Source organism: Xanthovirga aplysinae, assembly GCF_009711365.1.
GTDB classification, from domain to species: domain Bacteria; phylum Bacteroidota; class Bacteroidia; order Cytophagales; family Cyclobacteriaceae; genus Xanthovirga; species Xanthovirga aplysinae.
Map to the genome: position 1 here is coordinate 1 of NZ_SMMB01001106.1, position 8,224 is coordinate 8,224.

Genomic DNA, 8,224 nt, shown 5'->3' on the forward strand with positions numbered 1-8,224 from the left:
TTTCGCCTTTTTTACCATCAATTTGGCTCAATATTTGTCATAAAAAAATTCTAATATATCTTTAATGCGATTCTAATCACAATGTAAAGTTTAGGACTTACTTTTGTTGAAAGGAAAAAAGTCCATAAAATTTTCCATTTGATAAAAAGCAGGAAAATAAACCCTTTTTTTAATTACATAACCCCTGTAATTGAAAACCCGTTAAATCCCGAAAGCCGCATAGTTTTATAACTAACGGCTTTTTTTATTGGATTTCAAGAAATATTATTTTTTGTTAAATCCACTAATTTTTTATAGTTCATCAAAATAATCAAACCAGATAATAAAGTGAAAATTCCCAAAATTGCATTTCCGTAAGCCACATTGGATCCTTCACTAAAAAAATGGTGGGTAAACAGAAAAATAAAACCCACTCGCATCAACACATTAGTGACATTAAATACCCCATTTACTCTTCCAATAATATTATTAGGTACCAAAGAAAGAAGGTAGGAAACCCTCATTACCCTAGTTCCAGCATTTGTAAACCCAATAACAAATCCCAACAAAAAGAATATGGCAACCGAACGAGTAAAAGCGCTCATTATAAAAGTAAAAGACGTAGCAAATAACATCATCACTACGGCAAAGGGAATTGGTTTTTTGCGAAAGAATTTTTGAGCAAAAACACCGGCTAATAAGGCTCCACTGGCATATAATACTTCTAAAAGCCCAAATATTCCTCCACCTTTCTCTAAATGATTACTAACATACATGGGCATTAAGGCATGAAGGGCCACCATAATGGTCACAAAAATGGCATAGGAAAAAATACCGAAACTCAGAATCACTCTGTTTTTCTTTAAATACCTCAGGCCAGTTTTCAAGCGCTCTTTAAAAGGTCCTGTTTCCACTTCCAAAATTTTATACGGCTTATAACGAATTAAAGAGATCAGAAAAATGGCCAAAACATAGGTAATACCATCCATCAGGAAAATTTCATGCAATTCCCATTTTTGCAATTCAAATAAAATAGGAACCTCACGACCAAAAATGAAAAAACTCCGCTCAAAGACAATCCCTTCCAAAAGTAATGCCCCCAAGGCCCCTGCAGTTAAATTGGTCACCTGTCCTACAATTTCTATATAAGAGGTAACCTTCATATAATATTTTGATTCTGTAACTTCTTGAGTGAAAGCATACAAATTTGGATAGTGAATATGATAGCCAAACAAAGTAATAGTAAATACAGTTACTACCATTATCGTGGGTAATGCCCCATTAATTACACCAAAAGAACCAATAGAAAGCAAAATGATGCATTCGACAATATTAGTCCCCAGAAAAACTTTTTTCCGATTAAAACGATCTACTAAAGCCCCGGCGTAAAGCCCCCAAAATATGGTAAGAAAAGTGATCCCTGCATACATCAGGTTAAAGTGAGAAGAGTTTTGCTGCTGGGCATAATACCAGGGAACAGCCAACATAGAAATCCCCTGAGCAAAGCCAGAAACCCCATTAGCGACAAATAATAAAATGAGTGCTTTTTTATTTCGCAATGAATTGTATCTTTAAAGATTCCTAAGTGGGTTTAATAAATTCACCAGTTATATTATAACTGATTCGAAGAAAAAGTATCTGGAAAAAAACCTTAAAAAGTTTAAAATTGATAGGAGAAAATCTTATACGGGAAAAACAAGAGGCCAAAACAAAGGCTCAATCATTTTGCGCTTATAGAGAAAGAAGCCGAAAGGAAGTAAAACACAAACTTCAGGAAATTGGCGTTTCAGCTTCGCTAATGGAAATTATTATCGATGAATTGGAGCAAGAGAATTTTTTAAATGAAGAACGTTATGCCCGTTCATTTGCTGGTGGAAAATTCCGTATAAACAAATGGGGCAAGCAGAAAATCCGATTAGCCTTAAATCAACAGGGAATTGGAGAACACTTCATCAACCAAGGCTTAAAGGAAATTGATACAGAAGAATACATGAATTTACTTTTTAATTTGGCCGAAAAGAAAAGTATTACCGAAAAAGAAACTAATCCACTCAAAAGAAAGCAGAAACTTATGCGATACCTAATGGGAAAAGGTTTTGAAGCTGATCTAGTACAATATGTTTTAAACCAACTTGAATCTTGAGCTCCCAACTCGAAATTAGGATTGTTAATATAATTCTGAGTTTATGACTTTCTAAAATGCAATTCAATAATTTTGGTTTTGATTTTTTATATTTAATCAAACAAGGGTAATATCACAGGGGACAGTCACTAAAGCTCGATAACCAGATCGATATTTGATTTGAAGTATTAAGTTAGCCTACTTACCAAATAATAATAAAAACCTCAAGATTTTTGCCTTTAAGAATACTATTTGAAATTTCAAGTGACCGTTTCTAGAGAATTATTTTTTTGTAAAATAAAATCTTAAGCATCTCATAGTTTTTATTATTGAAGTTAATATTAAAAAAGAAGCCCAAATGTGGGTGAGGACTTTCCGATTCTTAGTTTCATATTAAAATTGAATGTATTTACTAAGATTTCAAGCCTGACATCAAAAATTTTCAAAATGGCTTCCCCCACAATTTCATTAATAAATATTTTTGCCTCAAACCAACATTTTATCTCCTTCTTCCATTTTTCTAATATTCTCCTAGGTACATCTAAGACAGCATTTTATAGATAAAATAGAGGCATAAACTCCCTAAAATATTAATCTTATACTTATCCCAAACGTATAGCTAAAATAGCAACCTATTTTTGATCAGTATTTTCAAAATTGACTTAAAAGGATATCAAATCCAATCTCAATCAGTTCCTGTTTAAAAAATGATTTGCTATTAAAAAGAATAAAAAAAGAAGTTTCATGTGTACAGTTACTTTTTTACCTAAAGCTGACAATGATTTTATACTTACCAGTAACCGAGATGAGAGCATTATGCGCCCCCCTGCTCTATCCCCAAAGATTTATGAATGGAAGGGACAAAAATTACTTTTTCCAAAAGACCCACAAGGAAAAGGCTCCTGGATTGCCGCCTCATCCCAAGGACGTGTGGCTTGCCTTTTAAACGGAGCATTTAAACCTCACCCAATGGGTGGGTCTTATCGTAAAAGCCGAGGATTGGTGCTCATGGAAAACTTTGAATATTCTTCCCCAAAAGATTTTTCCAGCTTATACGATTTTCAAGAAATTGAGCCCTTCACACTGATTCTGGCACAAAATGCATGGCTTTGCGAAATTCGTTGGGATGGTTTTCATGTCTTTTATAAGGAATTGCCTTTTCATAAACCTCATATTTGGTCATCAGTTCCCCTTTACGGGCCTGAAATTACTGCTAGAAGAGAAGATTGGTTTGGAAAATGGCTCAAAAACACTCCTTCTTTTACAGCTACTGACATTCGAAAGTTCCATAAATTCGGCGGGGAAGGAGATAGCCATAATGACTTGGTAATGAATCGCCATGATTTGCTAATCACTTTAAGTATTACCTCCATCGAAAGGAAAGCGCAAAAATGGCAAATGATTTATGAAGACCTCAAAAAGCAGCAAATTCAGGAAGTTGACCTTCTAATTGAATCCAAATTTCAGCCTTAAACTGGCCTGGTACCTTTATTTTGCATCCCTCCTCAAAAATAATTTTGTTTTAACTTTTCCCTCGCTGACATAAATCGTAATATTACGATTAATTAATCGTTCTTCATTTCAAATAACAAAAAGGATTGGTTTTGCACTATACTTTTCAACCATCTTAAAGATGTTAATAGGGAAACTATGAAAACAACAGCCACTTTTAAACGAAAAGAACTAAATTTTTTAGATCGCTACCTTACCTTATGGATATTTTTAGCTATGAGCATTGGGGTTAGTATGGGTTATGCATTTCCTTCTCTTTCCACGACAATAGATACTTTTTCCAACGGCTCCACCAATATTCCAATTGCCATTGGTTTAATCTTAATGATGTACCCTCCTTTAACAAAAGTAGATTATAAAGAACTTCCCAAGATCTTTAGAAATTTTAAAATATTAGGCATTTCCCTTCTGATTAACTGGATTATTGGCCCAACCTTAATGTTTATCCTTTCTATTTATTTCCTGAAAGATTTTCCTGAATACATGACAGGGTTAATTCTTATTGGATTAGCACGATGCATTGCCATGGTAATTGTTTGGAACGATCTAGCAGAGGGAAGCCGGGAATATGCAGCAGGATTGGTGGCACTAAACAGCATTTTTCAGGTATTTTTTTACAGTATTTATGCCTGGTTTTTCCTTACTGTATTGCCCCCATTATTTGGCTTCAAGGGAGTGGTTGTAGACATTTCCATCCCAACGATTGCCGAAAGTGTGGCCATTTATCTGGGCATCCCATTTTTAGCTGGTTTTCTTAGCAGATTACTTTTGGTAAGAGCCAAAGGGGAAAAATGGTTTAAAGAAAAATTTATTCCTAAAATCTCCCCCCTTACACTAGTAGCTCTTTTGTTTACCATAGTAGTAATGTTTAGCCTTAAAGGGGAAGTTATTGTTCAAATCCCTTTTGATGTCCTTCGTATTGCCATTCCGCTAATCATATATTTTGGGGTAATGTTTATTATTAGTTTTTTTATTGGGAAAGGATTCGGTGCAAATTACTCCAAAAACATCTCCATTGCCTTTACAGCAACAGGTAATAACTTTGAACTGGCAATAGCTGTAGCCATTGCAGTTTTTGGCATTAATTCCGGAGAAGCTTTTACAGGTGTAGTTGGTCCTTTGGTAGAAGTCCCTGCCTTAATTGCCCTTGTAAATGTAGCCTTCTGGCTCAGAAAAAAATACTACGGAAGACAAGAGAAAAGTAAATATGAATTAGAAATCAATAATTAGGATCAATGAGCATCAACTCAAAAGTTTTCTTAATTCCTAATTCTTAGATCGTTTTCATTAACTATTTATTTTCTTCCTCTTTATCGATGCTAAGAGTAGGAAAAGACAATTGGAAACGAATGATAAGTAGACGGGAGATAATGATGGAAAGGATTGTAGATACGGACGCAACTGGACCACTTACTCCTAATCCTAACAGCAGAAAGTATAATAAACCTCCCAGCAAACAGACAGTAGCATAAATCTCTTTTCGAAATATAAGAGGAATCTCATTACACAGGGTGTCACGTATTACCCCTCCAACTACGGAGGAACACATCCCCATTATAATAGCATAAACTGGCTCCACTCCAGCCAATAGTGATTTCTCTAACCCCAAAACAGTAAAAACTCCAATTCCTACTGTATCAAATAAAAAAAGTGCCTTACTCAACTTCATCACCTGTCTTTTAAAAAGAATGGCACAAACAATACCGCCAAGAATAATGTATAGGTAAAGAACATTTTGCATCCAACCTACTGGATTGAAGCCTAACAACAAGTCACGAACAGTGCCACCCCCAACGGCAGTGACAAAACCAATCATAGATGCCCCAAAAAAATCAAAGCGCTTACGAATTCCCGATAAGGTTCCGCTTATCGCAAAAACAAAAGTCCCAGCAAGGTCAAAAAAGTACAAAGCCTCCATGCAGCAACAATTACAAAGAAATTTACAAGTTCAGCTGAATTTTAGGATTGATTTTTTTCAGCGTAGCAATGAATTCACCTTCATCTTCAGGACTTACCAACAACTCTTCTTCATCCTCATTAAATATGATCCGAAAGCGATCTCTGGAAAGGGCAGGGGCTACTTTGGAAGAAAATGTTTTTTCAATTTTGGTAATTTGATTGATTGCTACTCTTCCTCTAAAAGGGCCAGACTGATAAAAAAGTATATCTCCCTTTACAATATAAAATGTAGAAATCCACATCCACATAACTACAGCAGCAATTAAGGCCCCAAACATGTGGGTAAGTGTTTTGGGAATTCCCTCTGCCATCAGAGGAGTACCGTACCCAATAATTAAAACAGGTACAAGTACAATCAACCAGACCAAAGTAGTAATTAAAGCATCCTTTCGGGATTTAAACAAAGCGACAATTTCCGGCATCTCTGGATTCCTATCAGATTAAATCTATTAACTCATTTTGAAGGTGAAGTTATTAAATTTATAAACCGAAGAGTTATATTTCCATGTAAATTTTTAGAAACTGAACGAGTCCCGTAGATTCACATGAATAAAAACTTTCAGGACGGAATAAATTTCCTTTCCAAACTTACTGCTAAACGTACTATTAACTCCTTAAAGATCTTTCTAAGTTTCTATTTGTCCAAAATACTAAAACGCTCATTTCACTGGGGAATGCCCATGAGCCTTTCCTTTGAGCCCACTACTTCCTGCAATCTTCGGTGCCCTGAATGCCCAAGTGGTTTACGTTCATTTAACAGGCCCACAGGAATGGCTGATCCGGAACTTTTTAAACAACTGATTAATGAACTACATCCTCAGCTTTTGTATCTTTTACTGTATTTTCAGGGTGAACCTTTTTTACATCCTCATTTTTTCGAAATGATTAAGTTGGCTCATCAAAAAAAAATTTACACGGCCACATCCACAAATGCGCATTACCTAAATGAGGAAAATGCGCGGAAAACGGTAGAATCGGGCCTTGACAGACTAATTATTTCAATTGACGGTACCACACAGGAAACCTATGAAGCCTACCGAATTGGAGGAAATCTAGAAAAAGTAATCCAAGGCACCAAAAACATCATTAAATGGAAGAAAAAGCTAAAATCAAAGACTCCTCATGTAATATTTCAGTTCCTGGTTGTCCGCCCGAATGAACATCAAATAGAAGAAGTTAAACAGCTGGCTAAAACATTGGGGGTGGACGAAGTTGGCCTTAAAACCGCCCAAATTTATAATTATGAGAATGGCTCACCACTTATTCCAACCCAACAAAAATATGCTCGCTACAAAAAAGCCTCTGGAGACAAGTATATAATTAAATCAAAATTAGAGAATCATTGTTGGAAAATGTGGCATTCTAGCGTCGTCACCCAGGATGGAAAAATTGTGCCTTGCTGCTTTGATAAGGATGCGGATCATGTATTAGGATCCATTAATAAAAACTCCTTTAAAGAAGTTTTGAAAAGTCCGGAATACAATAGCTTTCGAAATAATATACTCGCCTATAGAAGGAAAATTGAAATGTGTAAAAATTGTACGGAAGGATCCAAGGTCTGGGGGTAGCTTTAAAAAGCTAAAACAATTCGGAAAGCTTCATCCTTAATTCATATTTTGTTGTTTTTTTGTTAGAGATCTTTTAAAGAACAACTGCTTTAATTGTTTACAATTGACTTATCAAGGTTTCCTAACTCAAAGTAAGATTAGCCTAACACCAAGAAAGATTATTAAAGGCTGAATCCCTAGAGAGATTTTTGGATTATCTTTTTTTAAAAATGAAAAATAAAACCATTTAATTTAAAAATTAATGGACCAGACCCCACTTTTAAAGAGAAAAATAGGAAATAGAGGAAACTGCAAGTGCAATCCTACTATTTCCTTTTCTAAGTTATAAACTATCAAAGAATCACCAACAACATAACACAGAAAAACACAATTACACCACAAATAACAATCAATAAACTAACCAACAAGCAGAAAAATTACAATTCCAGCATTGATTTTAAGGATAAAAATCACTAACTAGAAATCTATAAAACTGTTTGACAAAATAAGCTAATTTTATGGCACCTGAGAAGAATAAATTCCATGCCCAACCCGAATTCTTCTTTTAAGGAAAAAACTAAACCTCTTGGCACCTCCAATAGATCAAAGAGAAGCTTCATGTAGAAGGTTTTAACCCTACTTTTTGAATATTACTCCCTTAAGAAATCAAACTTCTGAAATTTAATCACATTGATTCCTTTAAATCTTCAACAAGGCCAACCAACTTAATAAAACACAATTATTAACGCAAATAAAACACATATAGATAATCATGTATAAAAAAAATACAATATTATCATTGACAATAATAATTAATATTGCTAACTAGTATACTATAAAATTGTTCAAAAAATATTCACTGATTTCTATCATTTCAACACCTAACCATTCTCCAATACCATAAAAAAGCTTAATCTTAACAAAAATCAATCCCTAAAAAGTTTTCCGGCCATTGTCATACATAGAGTCTGGGATTCCTGATTACTTCCGAAATTTAAAAAGCTATCAACTAAGGTTTCAATTAGACTTGGCAAGTACATTAAAACACTAATAAACTGATAACCATCTGTTAATATTTAATTACAGGCTACAAGGGTTAAAAAAA

The 8,224-nt window shown here is 34.5% G+C and carries 7 protein-coding genes; 4 read left to right on the forward strand and 3 right to left on the reverse strand.

What is annotated here, in order from left to right:
• Positions 1-254 precede the first annotated feature (254 nt).
• Entirely contained in the window at positions 255-1,538 is a 1,284-nt protein-coding gene (locus E1171_RS13025; protein WP_155206445.1) for an MFS transporter, read from the reverse strand.
• 107 nt (positions 1,539-1,645) lie between these two features.
• On the opposite strand from E1171_RS13025, the gene E1171_RS13030 reads away from it, so the two are divergent.
• The 3 genes from E1171_RS13030 to arsB all read left to right on the forward strand — a co-directional run bounded on the left by E1171_RS13030 (position 1,646) and on the right by arsB (position 4,843).
• Positions 1,646-2,122: a regulatory protein RecX gene (locus E1171_RS13030; protein WP_155206446.1), complete on the forward strand. Its 477-nt coding sequence runs from the start codon at positions 1,646-1,648 to the stop codon at positions 2,120-2,122.
• A gap of 723 nt (positions 2,123-2,845) precedes the next feature.
• Positions 2,846-3,574, forward strand: coding sequence for an NRDE family protein (locus tag E1171_RS13035; protein WP_155206447.1), 729 nt, complete (start codon positions 2,846-2,848; stop codon positions 3,572-3,574).
• A 177-nt stretch (positions 3,575-3,751) separates the two neighbouring features.
• Positions 3,752-4,843, forward strand: coding sequence for an ACR3 family arsenite efflux transporter (gene arsB / locus E1171_RS13040; RefSeq protein WP_155206448.1), 1,092 nt, complete (start codon positions 3,752-3,754; stop codon positions 4,841-4,843).
• A gap of 61 nt (positions 4,844-4,904) precedes the next feature.
• Here arsB and E1171_RS13045 read toward each other — a convergent pair whose 3' ends face one another.
• Positions 4,905-5,531, reverse strand: a complete 627-nt coding sequence (locus E1171_RS13045; RefSeq protein ID WP_155206449.1) for a trimeric intracellular cation channel family protein — start codon at positions 5,529-5,531, stop codon at positions 4,905-4,907.
• Between the two features lie 22 nt (positions 5,532-5,553).
• Positions 5,554-5,994 carry a PH domain-containing protein gene (locus E1171_RS13050; RefSeq protein WP_155206450.1) on the reverse strand — a complete coding sequence of 147 codons (441 nt, stop codon included), beginning with the start codon at positions 5,992-5,994 and terminating at the stop codon, positions 5,554-5,556.
• A gap of 123 nt (positions 5,995-6,117) precedes the next feature.
• Between E1171_RS13050 and E1171_RS13055 the strand changes: the two genes are divergently transcribed.
• On the forward strand, positions 6,118-7,140 hold the full coding sequence (locus E1171_RS13055) for a radical SAM/SPASM domain-containing protein (protein WP_155206451.1): 1,023 nt from the start codon (positions 6,118-6,120) through the stop codon (positions 7,138-7,140).
• Positions 7,141-8,224 lie beyond the last annotated feature (1,084 nt).